Raw genomic sequence first — 17,719 nt, forward strand, 5'->3', positions numbered from 1 at the left:
AGGTTAGGAAGGGCCCCTAGTACAACGGAAAGCGATAACAAGGGGCCCTTCCTTACCCCGCACTTGACAATCGGCGGCGGGGGGCGAGACTGCCGGAATGGCCGCTCCCATCGATCCGTCCCCCGATCCGGCGGCTCCGACCCTGCTGCCCCGGTCCCGGGTCGTGCTGGCCGAGGTGGCGCGGCAGCGTCGCGGACCGGAGCGCACCCGGACCGAGTTGACCCAGCAGACCGTGGTCGGCGAGGCACTGGTCCGGGGCCTGGTACGCGCACAGTTGGCGCTCGCCCTGCGCCTGTCCCTGGTGGTCGCGATCGGACTCGGTGGCCTGCCGCTGATGTTCGCGATCGCCCCGGCTGCCGGTGCGGTGAAGCTGTTCGGGGTGAACCTGCCCTGGTTGCTGCTTGGTGTCTGCGCGTTCCCGTTCCTGGTCGGGATCGGTTGGGCGTACGTGCGGCTGGCCGAACGCAACGAGCAGGACTTCACCGACCTGGTTCAGCGACCGGAGCGCTGAGGTGGCGAACCCGTACCTGGTGCCGTCGATCGTCGCGGTCACCCTGATCACTGTCGCGATCGGTTTCTACGGGCTCAAGCTTGCCCGGACCACCTCGGACTTCCTGGTCGCCTCCCGTTCGGTCAGCCCGAACTGGAACGCGGCGGCGATCGGTGGGGAGTACCTGTCGGCGGCGTCGTTCCTCGGCATCGCAGGGCTGATCCTGAAGTACGGCGTAGACGTGCTCTGGTATCCGGTCGGTTTCGCCGCCGGCTACCTGGCGTTGCTGCTCTTCGTGGCGGCGCCGCTGCGCCGGTCCGGGGCGTTCACCCTGCCGGACTTCTGCGAGGTGCGGCTCGGTTCGCGGTGGCTGCGCAAGCTCGCCACGCTCTTTGTCATCTTCATCGGCTGGCTCTACCTGGTGCCGCAGTTACAGGGCGCCGGGCTGACCCTGACCACGGTCGCTGGCGGCCCGTACGAGCTGGGTGCGCTGCTGGTGGGGGCGGTGGTGACGACGAACGTGGCGTTGGGCGGGATGCGGGCGGTCACCTTCGTGCAGGCGTTCCAGTACTGGTTGAAGCTGACCGCGCTCGCCGTACCGGTGATCTTCCTGGCGTTGCAGTGGCAGTCGGACGGCCGTCCGGCGGTGACGCCGTCGGACGGGCCGACGTTCCGGACCGCGATCACCGTCGTGGTCGAGGAGCCGGCGACCCTCACCCTGCCCGACGGCGAAACCCGGGCGGTACGCCCCGGCGACGAGCTGACCTTCGCCGCCGGTGACCCGGTGCCGGAGGTGTCCGGCGCGATCACGGATGGGCCGGACTGGTTGCTGCCGAGCGCCGCCGGCAGCGAGGACCAGGACCTCTTCGCCACGTACTCGCTGATCCTGGCGACGTTCCTGGGCACGATGGGGCTGCCACATGTGCTGGTCCGCTTCTACACGAATCCGGACGGTGCCGCCGCCCGCCGGACGACGCTGGTGGTCCTGGCCCTGGTCGGGATGTTCTACCTGCTGCCCACCCTGTACGGCGTCCTCGGCCGGGTCTACACCCCGCAGTTGTTGCTGACCGGGCAGACGGATGCGGTGGTGGTGCTGCTTCCGGGTGCGGCACTCGGCGGCGGCCTGACCGGGCAACTGCTCGCCGCCCTGGTCGCCGCCGGTGCCTTCGCGGCGTTCCTCTCCACCTCGTCCGGCCTGCTCACCAGCGTCGCCGGGGTCATCTCGACGGATGTGCTCGGTCGTGGTTCGGTACGCGACTTCCGGCTGGCCACCCTGGTCGCCGGGGTGGTTCCGCTGGTGCTCGCGCTCAACGTCTCCGGGTTGGACGTTTCCCAGGTGGTCGGGTTGGCGTTCGCGGTCGCCGCGTCGAGTTTCTGCCCGCTGCTGGTGCTCGGCATCTGGTGGCGGGGGCTGACCGACCTGGGCGCGGCGGCGGGCATCCTGGCCGGTGGCGGGGCGTCGATCCTGGCGGTCCTGGTCACCGTGGTCGGTTCGCCGCTCTCGGGCTGGCCGGCGACGCTGATCGCCCAGCCGGCCGCGTGGACCGTGCCGCTGGCGTTCACCGTCATGGTGGCGGTGTCGATGGCGACCCGGCGCCGGGCGCCGGCCGACGTCGGCGCCACCATGCTGCGCCTGCACGCCCCGGAGGCACTACGCCTGTAGTGCCTCTCCTGTGGAGTGACCTACCCGGGCCCTGCCGAGGAGGCGTGGAGAGAGACGTTCGACAATGCGGTGTACGGTCGGGTACATGATGTACCCCATCCAGTGAGGTGTCAGATGGCCGAGCAGTCACAGCCCTCACCAGGACAGCGAGTCGAGCGCCTACGCCGGGCCGCCGGCCTGTCCCGTGAACGTCTTGCCGGACTGGCCGGCCTCTCGCCCGCCACCGTCAAGTTCATCGAGAACGGCAAGCGGTCGCTGACGTTGAGAGCAGCTCAGCAGCTCGCTCCGCCTCTCGGCGTCCGTGACCTCGGTGATCTGTTCGGACCGACGGTCACCTTGTCTCTCGACGGCCGCCCCAGTCACCCCGGAGTCGAGAACGTGCGCCGCGCTTTGACCGCGTGGCACGTCACCATGATCGGCGAGCCCACCAGCACCGACTACCTGCGTGGGGCGACCGACTTTGCCTGGCAGACCTGGCACACCTCGCGGCAGCAGCGCACCGAGGTCGGGATGCTGCTGCCCGACCTCCTCGACGCCAGTCAGCGGGCGGCTCGACTACACGAGGGGCCAGACCGGCGGGCCTCCCTGGCTTTGCTCGCGCAGTCATACCATCTCGCCCAGGCGTACCTGGCGTGGCACGGCGATCGGGAACTGTGCTGGCTGACCGTCGACCGGGGCATGGCCGCCGCCATCGAGGCGGACGACCCGCTCGCCCTGGCACAGGCCATCTGGTACGCGGCGCACCTGCTCCGATCCATCGGCCGGGGCGATGAGGCGATTGAGCGTCTACTCGAAGCGCGCGGCCTGATCGAGCCGCAGGTGGCGGACGGACCGGCCGAATACGCCGAGATGTTGGCCGACCTGTACCTGTGCTCGGCGCTGACCCGCGCGCGGACCGGCGACCAGGGCGCGTGGACCGACTGGGAGTCCGCACGAGGCGTCGTCCACCGGGCGCTACCGGCGGACTACGTTGGTCTACGGACCCGGGTGTCCCGACCGCTGGTCGAGGTGTACGCGGTGATGTGCGCCGTCGATCTCGGCGACCCCGACGAAGCGCAGCGCCGGGCGCATGCGCTCGACCCGGCCACCATCCCGTCAACGGAGCGCCGGGGCCGGCACTACGTCGAGTTGGCCCGCAGCGCCGACCTCGAAGGCGCCCGGGAGGCGACCCTGCATCTGCTGACGAAGGCCGACTCGACTTCACCGGAAACGGTGCGGTACTCCCCGCCTGCCCGGGACATGTTGACCCGGCTGGCTACCGAGGCACCGGCTTCGATTCGCGCGGACGCGGTCGAGTTGGCCGAGCGAGCCGGCATCAACCTGTAGGAATCCCCACCGCGAGCCGTAGATCGACGAACCGGACGTCGTGGTCTGGACCGGGCGAGGGGTACGTGTGACGCATCGGCACGGCACGGACACGATTCGGCGCTCAGAGCGACTACCGTCAAGGAATGATCGGGGCTGAGCACGCCGCTCTCGCGCTGCGCGGGCTGGGCAAGCGGTTCGATGCCAAAGTCGCCGTGGCCAGGGTCGACCTTGAGGTGCCGGCCGGCTCGTTCTACGGGCTACTCGGCCCGAATGGCGCCGGCAAGACCACCACTCTCTCCATGGCGGTGGGGCTGCTCCGGCCCGACGCGGGGGCGGCCTGGGTGCTCGGTCACGACGTCTGGGCCGATCCGGTACGGGCCAAGCAACTGCTCGGCGTGCTGCCCGACGGGGTACGCCTCTTCGACCGGCTCAGCGGGGCCGAGTTGCTGGCGTACCACGGTCTGCTGCGGGGGATGGAACAGACCGTGGTCGACCAGCGGGCCGGGGAGCTGTTGGACGTACTCGCGTTGGCGGATGCGGGCCGGACCCTGGTGGTGGACTACTCGGCCGGCATGAAGAAGAAGATCGGGCTGGCCTGCGCGTTGCTGCACGGGCCACGCCTGCTCGTGCTCGACGAGCCGTTCGAGGCGGTCGACCCGGTCTCGGCCGCCCTGATCCGGGACATCCTCCAGCGGTACGTCGCCGGTGGCGGCACGGTCGTCTTCTCCAGTCACGTGATGGAGGTGGTGGAGCGGCTCTGTAGCCACGTCGCGATCCTGGCCGAAGGCACGCTCAAACGGGTCGGCACCCTCGACCAGGTACGCGGTGACCGCTCACTGGAGGAGGTCTTCGTCGAGGTGGTCGGCGGTCGTACGGCCACCGGGGAGGAACTCGCGTGGCTCTGAGCCCTCAGGGTGCGGTGACCGGCGTACACCCCGTCTCGGCCCGGCACTTCGTCCGGCTCAAGCTGCGGATGATGGCCAACAGCTTCCGTGGCCAGGGCTGGCGGATCGCGATCTTCCTCAGCGGCATCGTGATCGGCGGATGGTTCGCCGCGTCCGGCTTCATCCTGCTGGCCCTACCGGGGCTGCTGGACAGCCCGCAGATGGCTGGCATCGCCGGCGGCCTCGGTGGCGCGCTGCTGGTGATCGGCTGGCTGCTGCTTCCGCTGATCTTCTTCGGCGTGGACGAGACGCTCGACCCGGCGCGCTTCGCCCTGCTCCCGCTCTCCCGACGCACCCTGCTCACCGGGTTGCTCGCCGCGGCGCTGATCGGGGTGCCCGCGGCTGCCACCCTGCTCGCCACCGCCGGCCTGGTGTTGAGCAGTTGGGCGCTGGGCGGTTGGGTGGCGGGCCTGTTCGCCGCGCTGGGCATCGTCGCCGGCCTCCTGCTCTGCGTCACCGCCAGCCGCGCGGTGACCAGTGCTTTCGCCAACATGCTCCGGTCCCGGAAGGTGCGCGACCTGGCCGCGATCCTGCTCGCGGTCTGCGCCGCCCTGCTCGGCCCGCTCCAGGTGGCGGTGCTGAGCGCGGCCGAGCGGGCGGACTGGGACCAGCTCGCCGTGATCGCACGGGTGCTGAGCTGGACCCCGGTCGCGGCGCCGTACACGATCGGCCTGGACGTCGCGGACGGTCGGGCCTGGGCCGTGCCTCTCAAACTGCTGATCACCGCCGTGGCCATCGGCGCGCTGCTGCGCTGGTGGTCGGCCTCGCTGGAGTCGGCGATGCTCGGCACGGTCAACGTCGACGCCGCGGCACAGGCCCAGCCGGTCACCGGCGGGTCGGCCAGCGCCCAGCTCTTTCCCCGGGTGCTCGGCTGGTTGCCCCGCGACAGGTATGGCGCGCTGGTCGCCCGCGAAGCCCGGTACTGGTGGCGGGACACCCGGCGCCGGGCCAATCTGATCACCTTCGCGGTGGTCGGCATCTTCGTCCCGGTCACGGTGAACCTGGGCAGCGAGGGCCTGACCAGCGGCTCGGTCGGCTTGGGCGCGTCCCCGGTGCTGGTGAGCCTGTCGATGGTCTTCGTCGGGGTGGTCGCGGCGGTCACCCCGGCGAACCAGTTCGGCTGGGACGGCAGCGCGTACGCGGCGAACGTGATCGCCGGTGTGCCCGGGAGACTGGAGCTGCGGGCGCGGGTGGTCGCGTTCTCGCTCTACGTGGCTCCGCTGCTGGTGGTGATCGCGGTGATCCTGGCGTTCTTCCGCCGTGAACCCGGCTGGATCGGCGTGCTCGCCGGATCGCTCTTCGCCGCGTACGGCAGCGGCCTCGCGGTCACCCTGTACGTCTCCATCCTCAGCCCGTACGCCCTGCCCGAGAGCACCAACCCGTTCGCGATGAACAGCGGCGCCGGGGTGGCGAAGAGCGCCCAGGTGCTGCTGGCGATGGTGATCGGCTCGGTGCTCGCCCTGCCGATGGTGGTCGCCACGGCGCTCTTCGGCGACGTCTGGCTCTGGTTGGCGCTCCCGGTCGGGCTGGCGTACGGTCTCGGCGCACTGGCGGTCGGCATCCGTCTCGCCGGCGACGAACTCGACCGACGGATGCCCGAACTACTGGTCGCGATCACACCGCGCCGGTGACCGGCCAGAATGACCCCGTGAGCGGAATCGGCCCCCTACGGACGGGATGTTTCACGTGAATCCAGAACCGGGCGCCCGGATCCACGACACGGACCCGTTCGCCACCCCGGACTCCGACCGCTCCCCGATCCGACGGATGCGGGGACGCCTGGCGAACGCGGTGACGCTCTGGACCGCCGGCGGCGACGGCAGCACGGCCATGAGCGACGGCAGCACGGGCATGAGCAGTGGGAACGCGGGCGTCCGGGTCGCCCCGGCCGGGCTGACCGTCTCGTCGATGCTGGTCGCCGACGGGGAACCAGGCCGGGTGCTCGGCCTGGTGGACGAGGAGTCGGACTTCTGGGAGGCCGCGTCGGTGACCGGCCGCTTCGCCGTCGCCACCCTCAGCCCGACACACCGACAGCTCGCCGACCAGTTCGCCGGCCTGTTCCCGGCCCCCGGTGGTCTCTTCGCGACCGGGGAGTGGACCAGCACCGGGTACGGTCCGGTTCCCGCGGATGCGGGGGCCTGGATGGGCTGCCGGCTCGACGCGTCCCGGGAGTACGGGTGGTCGCTCCTGGTGGAGGCGACGGTCGAGCTGGTCGAGCTGGTGGGCGAGAGCGTGCCGATGGTGTACCACCGGGGTCGCTACCGGGGCCTGGCCGGCTGACTCGTCGCCCTCGACCGGGCCACGCCGACCCGCTCGGGTCGACCGCCGTTGAGCGGCGTGACGGGGGTCACTGGGCGCAGCCAGTAGCCCGTTCGGCGCAGCCGGCCGCCGCCGCCTCGGCGGTCGCTTCCCGGCAGGTCATCGGGGTCCATACGGTGCGCGAAATCCCCCACACCTGCGAAGGTGGTGACTCCCATGTCCACGGATGCTCCCGCACCGGCGAGCGCGCCGGATCGGTACGTCGCAGTACAACAGTCGGACGAGTTCAACGGGCTCCGCAAGGCGCTCCGCAGCTTCGTCTTCCCGATGACGGTGGCGTTCTTCCTCTGGTACGCCCTCTACGTGATCCTCTCCGCGTACGCGCGCGGCTTCATGAGCACCAAGCTCTTCGGCAGCAACATCAACGTGGCCCTCGTCTTCGGGCTGCTCCAGTTCGTCTCCACGTTCGTGATCGCCTGGCTCTACTCCCGGTACGCCGACCGCAAGCTGGACCCGGTCGCCGACCGCATCCGGGCGGAGTTGGACAACGGGACCGACAAGGGAGATGAGTCCTGATGCCGACCGTGTTCGCCGCAGCGGCCGGGGACGACACCGCCCGTACGCTGACCATCACGCTCTTCCTCGTCTTTGTCGCGGCCACCCTGGGAATCACCATCTGGGCCAGCCGGCAGACCAAGACCGCGACCGACTTCTACGCCGGTGGCCGCTCGTTCTCCGGTTTCCAGAACGGCATGGCGATCGGCGGTGACTACATGTCGGCCGCCTCGTTCCTCGGCATCGCCGGCATCATCGCGCTCTACGGTTACGACGGCTTCCTCTACTCCATCGGCTTCCTGGTGGCGTGGCTCGTCGCGTTGCTGCTGGTGGCGGAGCTGCTGCGGAACTCCGGCCGGTACACGATGGCGGACGTGCTGGCGTTCCGGATGCGGCAGCGGCCGGTCCGTACCGCCGCGGCGGTCTCCACCATCACCGTGTCGATCTTCTATCTGCTGGCCCAGATGGTCGGCGCGGGTGCGCTGGTGGCGCTCCTGCTCGGAATCCGCCCGGGTACGACCTTCCTGGGCATGGACGCCGACGCCGCCAAGATCGCGACCATCATCCTGGTCGGCGCCCTCATGATCATCTACGTGACGGTAGGTGGCATGAAGGGCACCACCTACGTGCAGATCGTCAAGGCGTTCCTCCTGATGACCGGCGCGCTGGTGATGACCCTGCTGGTGCTGGCGCACTACAAGTTCAACCTCTCCGCGCTGCTCGGTGACGCGGCGGCAACCTCCGGCAAGGGCGACGCGTTCCTCGAACCCGGACTGCGGTACGGCGTCGAGGTCGCCGGCAACGCCACCCAGACCTTCTACAACAAGGTGGACCTGCTCTCGCTCGGCATCGCCCTGGTGCTCGGCACCGCCGGTCTGCCGCACATCCTGATCCGGTTCTACACCGTGCCGACAGCCAAGGCAGCCCGCAAGAGCGTGCTCTGGGCGATCGGCATCATCGGCACGTTCTACCTGTTCACCCTCGCCCTCGGCTTCGGCGCGGCGGCACTGGTGGGCGGGGCGGCGATCACCGCGCAGGACAAGGCCGGCAACACCGCCGCGCCGCAACTGGCCCAGGCGCTCGGCGCCGACTTCTTCGGCGGTGACCTCGGCGGGGCCACCCTGCTCGCGATCATCGCCGCGGTCGCCTTCGCCACCATCCTCGCGGTGGTCGCCGGCCTGACCCTGGCGTCGTCGTCGAGCCTGGCGCACGACTTCTACGCGAACGTGATCAAGCGTGGCGAGGCGTCGGAGCGGCAGGAGGTGCGGGTCGCCCGGATCTCGGCCTTCGTGATCGGCGCGATCTCCATCGCCCTGTCGATCTTCGCGCAGAACCTCAATGTCGCCTTCCTGGTGGCGTTGGCGTTCGCGGTCGCCGCGTCCGGCAACCTCCCGGCGATCCTCTACAGCCTGTTCTGGAAGAGGTTCAACACCTCGGGCGCGGTCTGGGCGATCTACGGCGGCCTGCTCAGCGCCGTACTGCTGGTGTTCTTCTCGCCGGTGGTGTCGGGAGCGCCGACCTCGATGTTCCCGGACCAGGACTGGCACTGGTTCCCGCTCTCCAACCCGGGCATCATCTCGATCCCGCTCGGCTTCCTCGCCGGCTGGATCGGCACGATCGTCTCCAAGGAGACCGACGAGGAGAAGTACGCGGAGCTTGAGGTACGTGCGCTGACCGGACACGGCGCCCACTGACCTGAGTTCGGCGCACACGGGCACGGAACCCACCTGTCGGGGCCGGGCGACCGCACTGGTCGCCCGGCCCCGATCGCTGTCGACGCCGTCGAGCGGTGACCGTACGCGATCATTCGGCAACCACGCGCCGTCACCGCCCCGGTACGAGCACCCTCGCCTACCCATCCCCCTTAGGGCATACGCGTTCTGGGTAGGCTGACGACATGGTGGTAGCCCAGCGATTCGGATCAGGTCACCGCATCCTCGTCACCGGAGGCGCCGGCTTCGTTCCGTCCCACCTGGTCGACGCCCTCATCGCGCGCGGCTGCACGGTGGTCGTGGTGGACAACTTCGTCACCGGGTCGAAGGAGAACGTCGCCCATCTGATCGACCACCCGCGCTTCACCCTCGTCGAGGCGGACGTCTCCGAGGGGCTGCCCGAGCACCAGCCGGCGATCGCCGCCCGGTTCGACGCGATCATGCATCTCGCCTCTCCGGCGAGCCCCACCGACTTCGCCACGTTGCCGATCGAGATCCTCCGGGTCGGTTCCATCGCGACCCTGCACCTGCTCGACCGGGCGGTGGCGGACGGGGCCCGGTTCCTCATGGCCTCCACCTCGGAGGCGTACGGCGACCCGAAGGAACACCCGCAGACGGAGACCTACTGGGGCAACGTGAACCCGGTCGGCATCCGCAGCGTCTACGACGAGGCCAAGCGCTTCGCCGAGGCGGCGACCATGGCGTACCACCGGTTCCACGGGCTCGACACGGCCATTGTCCGGATCTTCAACACGTACGGGCCACGGATGCGGCCGGACGACGGTCGGGCCATCCCCACCTTCATCACGCAGGCGCTGCGCGGAGAACCGATCACCGTGCACGGCACCGGGTCGCAGACCCGCTCGATCTGCTACGTCGACGACCTGGTGCGGGGCATCCTGCTGCTGCTGGACTCGACCGAGACCGGGCCGATCAACTGCGGCACGGAGCACGAGGTCTCCATGCGCGAACTGGCCGAGTTGATCGTGACACTGACCGGCAGCGGCTCGTCGGTCACCTACGTCGACCGGACCGCCGACGACCCGGAGATGCGCCGGCCGGACCTCACCCTGGCCCGCGAGCGCCTGGGATACACCCCGAGCGTGGGACCCGAGGAAGGGCTCCGCCGGACGATCGCGCACTTCAGCCAGCGCCTGGGCTGACCGCCCCATTCGGGGCGAAACACACCGTTTCGGCCGTTGCTACCGGGCGTCCCTTGGCATCGCTCCGTACCCTGATGCACATGTCAGCCAGCGCGTCGACCGGTCCCTCGTCCGCCAACATCCACCCCAGGTCGTCCGGCGGCGCCTCCGGACGTGCCGCCGTCTCCGGCTCCGACGACTCCCGACCGGTGCGCGGCGCGGCGCGTCCCCGCCCGCGCAGTGGCGGTCCGTCGGCTCGCACCTACGGCAGGGGCCCGGGTGGGCCGGGAGGCCCGGGTGGACCGGTGGGTCCGGGAGGCCCGCTCCGCAGGGGACCGCAACCCCGGTGGGGACGAATCGCGCTGGTGGCCTGTGTCGGACTGCTCGTCCTCGCACTGCTCGCCGCAGGCGGGACCTGGCTGTACGCACGCGGACTGGACAACGACCTGGCCCGGACCGACCCGTTCTCGGAGTTGGCCGGCGACCGACCGAAGTCACTCAACGGAGCGCTCAACATCCTGCTGGTGGGAAGCGACTCGCGCGATCCGGACGCACCCGTGGACCAGTCGAGCCAGTGGCGCGCCGACACGATCATCGTGATGCACATTCCGGCGAATCACCAGGAGGCGTACCTGGTCTCGATTCCGCGTGACCTCTACGTACCGATTCCGGACGGGGCCGGGGCGGAGTGCGGGAGCGGTGGACGCGGGAAGATCAACGGAGCCTTCGCGTTCGGTGGCCTGCCGCTGGCCGTACGGACCGTCGAGTGCATCACCGACGTGCGCATCAACCACGTGATGGCAATCGACTTCGGTGGCTTCAAAGAGGTCACCGACGCGTTGGGGGGTGTGGATCTGAACGTCGAACGCAGCATCACCTCCATCCACAAGCCCTTCCGCAAGTTCGACAAGGGCGTCAACCACATGAACGGCACGGAGGCGCTCGACTGGATCCGCCAGCGCAAGCAGTTCCCTGACGGGGACTTCGCGCGGATGCGTCACCAACAGGAATTCCTGCGGGCATTGTTGGACAAGGCGGCGAGCTCCGACACCTTGAGCAACCCGGCGAAACTGAACTCGTTCCTGAAGTCGGTCACCGCCGCCGTCACCGTCGACCAGGGTTTTTCCATCGTGGACATGGCGGTGGAGTTCCGCAAACTGCGTGGCGAGAACCTGCACTTCTTCACCAGCCCGAACGTGGGTAGCGACATGATCGACGGAGAGTCGGTCGTGGTCTCCGACCGGGAGAAGGCGTTGGCGATGTATCAGGCGATGGCGGCCGACAAGATGGCCGAGTGGGCGACTTCGACCTCCGGTAAGCCGGCCAGCCCACCAGCCAACTAACCTGCGGCCGACGCCCGCGAAGCAGAGCTCGTCGATTTTGACAGCACAAATCCATATCTATTTATCTCAATGCTTTGTGGATCACACGCATTCGGGGCGACTCTTTTCGGAATCGCCGGATCCCTCGCCGTGGCTCAGCCGGCATCGGCCCCCAGGAATTGCCCATACCCGTACGCGTGCTTCTACCAACGGGCCGAACCGAACGCGTCGAACAACCCGATCATCGGGCGCCTCTCGTCCGTCACCAGCGGTTGGCAGTGGCTCGACGGAGCGTACGGCACGGAGGGAACATCTCCAGTCGCTCGTTCGAGAATGACGAACCACCGAGGTACGCGGACGGCACCCGTATTTCGAGCTACGCGAACCGCTGATCCGAGAGTGATTTGACCAATCCGGACGGTAACTGAATCGGTTACCGTCCATGGCTTCATCCTCTCCGTCGATCGTCCAGTGTGGGTGATCGACGGAGACACGACACGTGGCTGAAACGTAAGGAAACTCGCCAGATCGCATTTGTTTCCGTACAGTGGGCTGGCCCCCTTCGATCCGCGCCCTGGAGCGAGCATGCCGGCTCAGACCCGCCGACGTCCGACGTCGTCGGACCCGACCGAGAAGCCGATCCGCGTCGAGAGCATCCTCGGTCCCAACGGCGGCAGCGGTAGGACCATCAAGACCGGCAGGCGTGCCCCCCGCCGAAAGGACCCGCTCTGGGCCCGGCTCACCCTGATCGTGGGGGCCGTACTGATGGTGACCAGCGGTGTCGCGATCGCCGGCAGCAAGGCCGCGCTCAACCAGGTCACCAGCAGCATCGAGCAGGACAACCTGCTCGGCGGAGCCGGCAAGTCGGAGGCCGAGGGCGGCAAGGACCTCAAGGGTCCGATCGACATGCTCCTGCTCGGCGTTGACGTCCGCGGGTCGTGGGATCCAGAGGACGTCCGCGCGGACACCATCATCGTGCTGCACATCCCGGCCAGTCACGACCAGGCATACCTGGTCTCGATTCCCCGGGACACCGAGGTACAGGTGCCCGCCAACAAGAGGGCGAACTGGAACGGCGGCGCGGCAAAGATCAACAGCGCGTTCGAGATCGGTGCCCGCAACGGCGGCGGCTGGGCCGGCGGCGCACAACAGATGGCCGCCACCATCAAGAGCCTGACCGGGATCGGCTTCGACGGCGCGGCGATCATCGACTTCGGCGGTTTCCGCAGCGTCATCGACGCACTCGGTTCGGTGCACCTCTGCGTCGACCAGGAGGTCGAGTCGTACCACATGAAGCTGGTCGACGGTAAGCCCATGTGGAACGCGGACGCCAAGAAGACCGGCAAGCCGATGAAGCCGGTGGTGCACAAGAAGGGCTGCCGGGACATGGAGGGCTGGGAGGCCCTGGACTACTCCCGCCAGCGCTACGGCCTGAAGAACGGCGACTACGACCGGCAGCAGCACCAGCAGCAGCTCATCAAGGCCATGGCGAAGAAGGCGATGGAGGACGGGGCTGCGACCAACCCCCTCAAGCTCAACGCTCTGATGAAGGCCGCCGGCAAGGCGTTCGTGCTGGACACCGGTTCGGCGAGCGTCCCGGACTTCGTTTTCACGTTGCGCGGCGTCGCCGCCAACGACATGGTCATGCTCCGGACGAACGACGGCTCCTTCAACTCGACGACCCAGGGTGAAGAGGAGCGGGAGCAGCTCAAGCCGATCAGCCTGGAGATGTTCAAGGCGGTCAAGGAGGACCGGCTCGCAGAGTTCGTCGCGGCCAACCCGAACGTGATTTCCAACAAGAAGTAGCCAGGCCCAGGAAGTAGGCCCGGCGAGGCTACAAATTCCGCTGGACGGGTAGGCCGGATTCAGGTCGCACGTGAGACATCCTCACGCGACAGGGGTCCGGGAGGTAGTCACGTTCAGGAGGAAACGGGTTACCCCGGGTAAGCCGGGGCACTCGGTACAGAAGGCCGACTCGTCACCATCGGACGAGCGGAGTCGTCGCACCACACCCGTACGTCGTCTCCCCCGTTGGCCACGGGCCCTGATCGGGATCGGGTTCGGACTGGTGCTGATCGCACTCGTCGCCGGCCTCGGGCTCCAGGGCGTGACGAAACGGTACGACCAGAGCGTGGCCAAGGAGTTGCTACTCGACCCGGCCGCTCGACGGGACCGCTCGTCGGCCAACAGCCCGCTCAACTACCTGCTGGTCGGCTCGGACCGTCGCAGCACCGCCGAACAGTCGGACCAACGCGCCGACACGATCCTGATCGCACACATACCCGCCGGACGGGAACGGGCCTACCTCATCTCCGTACCCCGGGATCTCCTGGTGGAGATCCCACCATCGCCGGGGAACGCGTACGGCGGCGGCTCCGACAAGATCAATTCCGCGTTCCACTTCGGCGGCGGTGGACAGCCTGGCGCGCGTCTGCTCTCCGCGACACTGACCCAGGTCACCGGACTCCGGTTCGACGGCGCCGCGTTGATCGACTTCTCCGGCTTCCGCAAGGTGATCGACCTGCTCGGCGGGGTACGAATGTGCGTCGACACCCCGGTCCGGTCGATCCACACCAACACCCAGTTCAACCCCGGCTGCCAGGAGATGAACGGCGCCCGCGCGTTGGACTACGCCCGGCAGCGGTACGACCTGCCGGGGGGAGACTTCGATCGGCAACGGCACCAGCAGCAACTCCTGCGGGCGATCATGGACAAGGCCAACACGACCGATCTGCGGACGAATCCGATGAAGCTCGACCAGGTGATCCGCGCCGTGGGCGCCTCGCTGACCGTCGACACCAACGGGATGCCGACCCAGGATCTGCTCTTCGGCCTGCGTGGGCTGCGCCCGGAGGCGATGAAGGGGATCCAGGTCCCCTCCCGCTCGGAAATGATCGGCGACACGTCGTACGTCGTACTGGACGAGGGCGCCGCCGGGCTGTTCCAGTCGTTGCGCGGCCCCGATCTGGATAGCTGGGCACAATCCAACCCAAAGTGGGTGAACCACCTATAAAGATGCGCACGCCCAGGTGGGCCTGTCCACCCGGAGGGCTCTAGGCTGGTTGCCGTGAACCGACCAGGAGTGCCCGCAGTTTCCGTGACCGAGGTCGACGCCGACGCGTACCTGCTCGACGTCCGCGAGCCCGACGAGTGGGCGGCCGGACACGCACCCGGCGCCCACCACCTGCCGATGATGGAGGTGCCGGCCCGCCTCGCCGACCTCCCCACCGACCAGGACGTGGTCGTCGTCTGCCGCTCCGGCGGTCGCTCCGGCCAGGTGGTCTCGTACCTGCTCGGCAACGGCTGGGACAACGTACGCAACCTCGACGGCGGCATGCAGGAGTGGGCGGCGGCCGGCCGACCGTTGGAGAGCGAGAACGGACAGCCGGCCCGAGTGATCTGAGGATGACCGGGCCCCTGGTGTTCGCGCACCGTGGCTCCTCCGCCGCGCTGCCGGAACACACCCTGGCCGCGTACCTGCGCGCTCTCGACGAGGGCGCCGACGGGTTGGAGTGCGACGTCCGGTTGACCCGCGACGGGCACCTGGTCTGCGTACACGACCGACGGCTGGACCGGACCAGCAACGGTCGAGGTCGGGTGAGCGCCCGTACCCTCGCCGAACTCGACCAACTCGACTTCGGCTCCTGGCACGACAGTCTGGCTGGCGAGGACGCCCCGACCGACGTACCGGTCGACCCGTCCCGTACCCGGTTGCTCACCCTCGACGGGCTGCTGCGCGCGGTCCGGGCGGCCGGCCGACCCGTCCGGCTGCTGATCGAGACCAAACACCCCACCCGGTACGGGGCGGACGTGGAACGCCGACTGGTCGAACTGCTCCGCCAGCACGGGTTGGTCGACGGTGACCCGGACGGGGCGGTGCGGGTCACCGTGATGTCCTTCTCGCCGCTGGCCGTACGTCGGATCCGCGACCTGGCCCCGGGCCTGCCCACCGTGCTGCTACTTGAGGTGCTGCCGCCCTGGCTGCGGCTGGGTCGGCTGCCGTTCGGCACCCGGATCGCAGGCCCCGGCATCGGTCTCGTCCGGGCCCGCCCGCGACTGGTGCCGGCACTGCGGGCAGCCGGGAACCAGGTCTACGTTTGGACCGTCAACGACCCGGCCGACCTCGACCTGGTCCTCGACTGCGGGGTCGACGGCATCATCACCGACCGTCCGGCTCTGATCCTCGACCGGCTGGGACGCTGACCGGCTGCTGACAGTCCCGTCACCGGCCATCGACCGGACAAGTAGCCGACGCCCGACCCGGTACTGCCCAAAACCGACCGGACGAGGCAGACTCGGGGCATGCCGGACCGCCCCGATTACTCCGCCCTCATCACCGGCCAGACCGTGATCATCGAGATGATCAACTCAGGCGACGCCGCCCTGCCGGTCCTCAGCCACCTGCTCCGGGTCGCCCAACGGGTGCTCGGTGCGGTCGGCATGGCCTTTGTGGAGTACGGCCCCACCCAGGGCAGGATCATCGCTGCCTCCGGGGGCGCCGAATGGGCGATCGGTCGGCCCGTGCCGCTCGACGACCCGGCGACCGAACGCCTGCGGACCGGGTCTCGGGTCCAGGACATGCGGGTCGAAGCGCTCTCCTGGGAACTCGGCCGGCAACCCGACGGCTCGGACCTGCGCCGGATGGGGGTCGCCCGGGCCGAGATCGGCGGCGTGATGATCGGCAGCCTGCACGCGTTCTACCCGGACGGCGACGACGACTGCACGCCGGAGCACCGCGCCGTACTCACCTATCTCGCCACCTGCGTGGCGCACGTCTACGGCGACCAGGCGGGACTGCCGATCCACGGGGACGGGCCGGTGGTCGCCGCGCTCGCCGACGGCCTGGCCATCGCCGACCGGGACGGTCTGGTCCGGCTCTGGAACCCGGCCGCCGCACAGATCGTCGGACGCGGCGCGGACCAGGTGCTCAACCAACCACTGCCCTTCCCGCTGCCACCCCCGGGACAGGTTCTCGACCACCGGCTCCCGGACGGGCGCTGGATCAAGATCACATCGGGTGAGCTGCCCGGTGCGGTCACCTCCCGCGTGGTCACCTTCCGCGACGTCACCGACCAGTTCCGCGCCGACCACGACACCGACCTCTTCGTCGCGGTCACCAGCCACGAACTCCGTACCCCGGTCACCGTGATCAAGGGGTACGCCGACACCCTGACCGACCACTGGGAATCGCTCGCCGAACCCGACCGGCGCCAGGCAGCTCGGGTGATCGGGCAACGGGCCGGTGAACTCGCCCGCCTGGTCGACCGACTCCTCTCCGCGGCCAACGACGCCGGACCGGTCGGCGGCGCACCCCCCGTACCCTTCGATCTGGTCGAGGCGCTGCGCGCCGCGGTGGCCGACCTCCCCTCGCACCTGCGTCGCCGGCTGGTCCTCGCCCTCCCGGCAGACCTGCCGAAGGCGTTCGGCGACCGGGCCAGCCTCGCCACCGTGCTGACCGAGCTGGCGACGAACGCGGACAAGTACTCGCCCCCCGACTCCCCCGTGGAGCTGCGCGCGGAGGCGGACCGGCGAACGGTGGCATTCCGGGTCAGCGACCGCGGCGTCGGCATCCGACCGGAGCACGTCGAACGTGCCTTCGAGCGGTTCTGGCAGGGGGAGTCGGGCGACCGGCGGCGCTATCCGGGCGCCGGACTCGGGCTCTATCTGGTCCGGCGGATCGTCGAACGACAGAATGGATGGGTTTCCCTGCGTCCCCGCCCCGGGGGCGGTACGGTCGCAGAGGTGCGGCTGCCCCGAGGGTGAGCCGTACCGATGGATTCCGGCGGTGTCCGAGGAGGCACGCTCGTGACAACGGGGATCGCTGAACGCTCGTGGTGCGTGGTGGTCCCGCACGAGGCGAGTGGCGCACGAACGGCACGCCTTCGGCTGGCCACGGAACTCGCCGGGGTCATCCCGGCCGAACTCCTCGCCGACGTGGTGGCCGTCCTCGCCGAACTGGTCGGGAACGCCGTCCGGCACGCCGACCCGCTGCCCGGTGGGGTGATCCGGGTGGCCTGGCGCCTGCGCAACGGCTCCGGTGCCGACGTGGTTGGCATCCGGGTCACCGACGGCGGTGCGGCCACCTCGCCCCGGGTCCGTCCGCTCGGGCTCGACGCCGACGACGGCCGTGGCCTGCACATCGTGACCGCGCTCGCGACCGAGTGGGGGGTCGAACGGGACGGGCTCGGCCAGAGCGTCTGGGCCGAACTCGCCGTGCCGGCCGACCACCGCCTGGTGACACTGCACTGACCCGATCCGCCGGGCGACCCGAGCACCGGCGCCCGATCATCTAGGCTGTCTCGCCGTGAGCAAGCGTCGAAAGCA

16 protein-coding genes are annotated in these 17,719 nt (G+C 69.3%); all 16 read left to right on the forward strand.

What is annotated here, in order from left to right; translation table 11 throughout:
- Positions 1-97: 97 nt before the first annotated feature.
- Positions 98-511: a hypothetical protein gene (locus ACIBF5_RS03080; protein WP_396807547.1), complete on the forward strand. Its 414-nt coding sequence runs from the start codon at positions 98-100 to the stop codon at positions 509-511.
- Between the two features lies 1 nt (position 512).
- On the forward strand, positions 513-2,153 hold the full coding sequence (locus tag ACIBF5_RS03085; protein ID WP_396807549.1) for a cation acetate symporter: 1,641 nt from the start codon (positions 513-515) through the stop codon (positions 2,151-2,153).
- A 114-nt stretch (positions 2,154-2,267) separates the two neighbouring features.
- Positions 2,268-3,479, forward strand: coding sequence for a helix-turn-helix domain-containing protein (locus ACIBF5_RS03090; RefSeq protein WP_396807551.1), 1,212 nt, complete (start codon positions 2,268-2,270; stop codon positions 3,477-3,479).
- 128 nt (positions 3,480-3,607) lie between these two features.
- On the forward strand, positions 3,608-4,366 hold the full coding sequence (locus ACIBF5_RS03095; protein WP_396808257.1) for an ABC transporter ATP-binding protein: 759 nt from the start codon (positions 3,608-3,610) through the stop codon (positions 4,364-4,366).
- The gene (locus ACIBF5_RS03100; protein ID WP_396807553.1) at positions 4,357-6,036 is read left to right on the forward strand and encodes an ABC transporter permease; all 1,680 of its coding nucleotides are present in this window, start codon (positions 4,357-4,359) and stop codon (positions 6,034-6,036) included. Before ACIBF5_RS03095 ends, ACIBF5_RS03100 begins: the two co-directional genes overlap by 10 nt.
- A 46-nt stretch (positions 6,037-6,082) precedes the next feature.
- Positions 6,083-6,685 carry a flavin reductase family protein gene (locus tag ACIBF5_RS03105; protein WP_396807554.1) on the forward strand — a complete coding sequence of 201 codons (603 nt, stop codon included), beginning with the start codon at positions 6,083-6,085 and terminating at the stop codon, positions 6,683-6,685.
- A 195-nt stretch (positions 6,686-6,880) separates the two neighbouring features.
- Complete coding sequence (locus ACIBF5_RS03110) at positions 6,881-7,240, forward strand: DUF485 domain-containing protein (RefSeq protein WP_396807556.1); 360 nt, start codon at positions 6,881-6,883, stop codon at positions 7,238-7,240.
- Positions 7,240-8,913 carry a cation acetate symporter gene (locus tag ACIBF5_RS03115; protein WP_396807558.1) on the forward strand — a complete coding sequence of 558 codons (1,674 nt, stop codon included), beginning with the start codon at positions 7,240-7,242 and terminating at the stop codon, positions 8,911-8,913. Before ACIBF5_RS03110 ends, ACIBF5_RS03115 begins: the two co-directional genes overlap by 1 nt.
- 203 nt (positions 8,914-9,116) lie before the next feature.
- A complete protein-coding gene (locus tag ACIBF5_RS03120) occupies positions 9,117-10,094 on the forward strand; it encodes a UDP-glucuronic acid decarboxylase family protein (protein WP_396807560.1) in 978 nt (325 codons plus the stop codon).
- Between the two features lie 80 nt (positions 10,095-10,174).
- Positions 10,175-11,416: an LCP family protein gene (locus ACIBF5_RS03125; RefSeq protein WP_396807562.1), complete on the forward strand. Its 1,242-nt coding sequence runs from the start codon at positions 10,175-10,177 to the stop codon at positions 11,414-11,416.
- A gap of 564 nt (positions 11,417-11,980) precedes the next feature.
- Positions 11,981-13,201, forward strand: a complete 1,221-nt coding sequence (locus tag ACIBF5_RS03130; protein ID WP_396807564.1) for an LCP family protein — start codon at positions 11,981-11,983, stop codon at positions 13,199-13,201.
- A gap of 262 nt (positions 13,202-13,463) precedes the next feature.
- Positions 13,464-14,408: an LCP family protein gene (locus ACIBF5_RS03135; protein ID WP_396807566.1), complete on the forward strand. Its 945-nt coding sequence runs from the start codon at positions 13,464-13,466 to the stop codon at positions 14,406-14,408.
- 54 nt (positions 14,409-14,462) lie between these two features.
- A complete protein-coding gene (locus ACIBF5_RS03140; RefSeq protein ID WP_396807568.1) occupies positions 14,463-14,798 on the forward strand; it encodes a rhodanese-like domain-containing protein in 336 nt (111 codons plus the stop codon).
- Positions 14,799-14,800: 2 nt separating this feature from the next.
- A complete protein-coding gene (locus ACIBF5_RS03145; protein WP_396807570.1) occupies positions 14,801-15,598 on the forward strand; it encodes a glycerophosphodiester phosphodiesterase in 798 nt (265 codons plus the stop codon).
- A 99-nt stretch (positions 15,599-15,697) separates the two neighbouring features.
- Positions 15,698-17,158 (forward strand): ATP-binding protein, encoded by a 1,461-nt coding sequence (locus ACIBF5_RS03150; RefSeq protein WP_396807572.1) that lies wholly within the window; start codon positions 15,698-15,700, stop codon positions 17,156-17,158.
- A 9-nt stretch (positions 17,159-17,167) separates the two neighbouring features.
- Complete coding sequence (locus ACIBF5_RS03155) at positions 17,168-17,644, forward strand: ATP-binding protein (RefSeq protein ID WP_396807574.1); 477 nt, start codon at positions 17,168-17,170, stop codon at positions 17,642-17,644.
- Positions 17,645-17,719: the final 75 nt, after the last annotated feature.

This window comes from Micromonospora sp. NPDC050417 (assembly GCF_044458865.1).
Lineage (GTDB): Bacteria > Actinomycetota > Actinomycetes > Mycobacteriales > Micromonosporaceae > Micromonospora_G.